The organism is Streptomyces sparsogenes subsp. cuspidosporus, from assembly GCF_039532705.1.
Classification (GTDB): Bacteria; Actinomycetota; Actinomycetes; order Streptomycetales; family Streptomycetaceae; genus Streptomyces; species Streptomyces sparsogenes.
In genome coordinates, this window is record NZ_BAAASD010000165.1 from 1 (window position 1) to 557 (window position 557).

The following is a 557-nucleotide window of genomic DNA, read 5'->3' on the forward strand; positions in this document are numbered from 1 at the left end:
GCGCCCGCCGAGCCGCCCACGCCGCTGGAGACGGAGAACGCGGCCCTGCGCAAGAAGGTCCGCGAACTGGAGGAGGAACGCGAGATCCTGCGGAAGGCGGCCAAGTATTTCGCCGGGGAGACACGCTGGTGAACCACTTCCAGTTCGTCGCCGACCACCAGCGCCGCTACGGCGTGAAGCGGCTGTGCACCATCCTCGGCATCGCCCGCTCCAGCTTCTGCTACTGGCGCCGCACCGCCGCGGACCGGGCCGCCCGGCAGGCGGCCGACGCCGCTCTCGCCACCCGGATACGGGCCGTGCACCGTGAGTCGGACGGCACCTGCGGCGTCCCCAGGATCACCGCCGAGCTCCGCGACGACGGCGAGCGGATCAACCACAAGCGGATCGCGCGGGTGATGCGGAGCATCGGCCTGGCAGGCGTGCGGCTGCATCGCAGGCACCGCACCACGATCGCGGACCCCGCCGCGGCGAAGGCCCCGGATCTGATCGGCCGCGACTTCACCGCGAACGAGCCGAACACGAAGTACGTCGGCGACATCACCTATCGTCCCGTGGAC

At 71.3% G+C, this 557-nt stretch carries 1 pseudogene; it reads left to right on the forward strand.

The window, feature by feature from the left end:
• A pseudogene (locus tag ABFY07_RS42875) lies at positions 1–557 on the forward strand (IS3 family transposase); the annotation flags it as partial.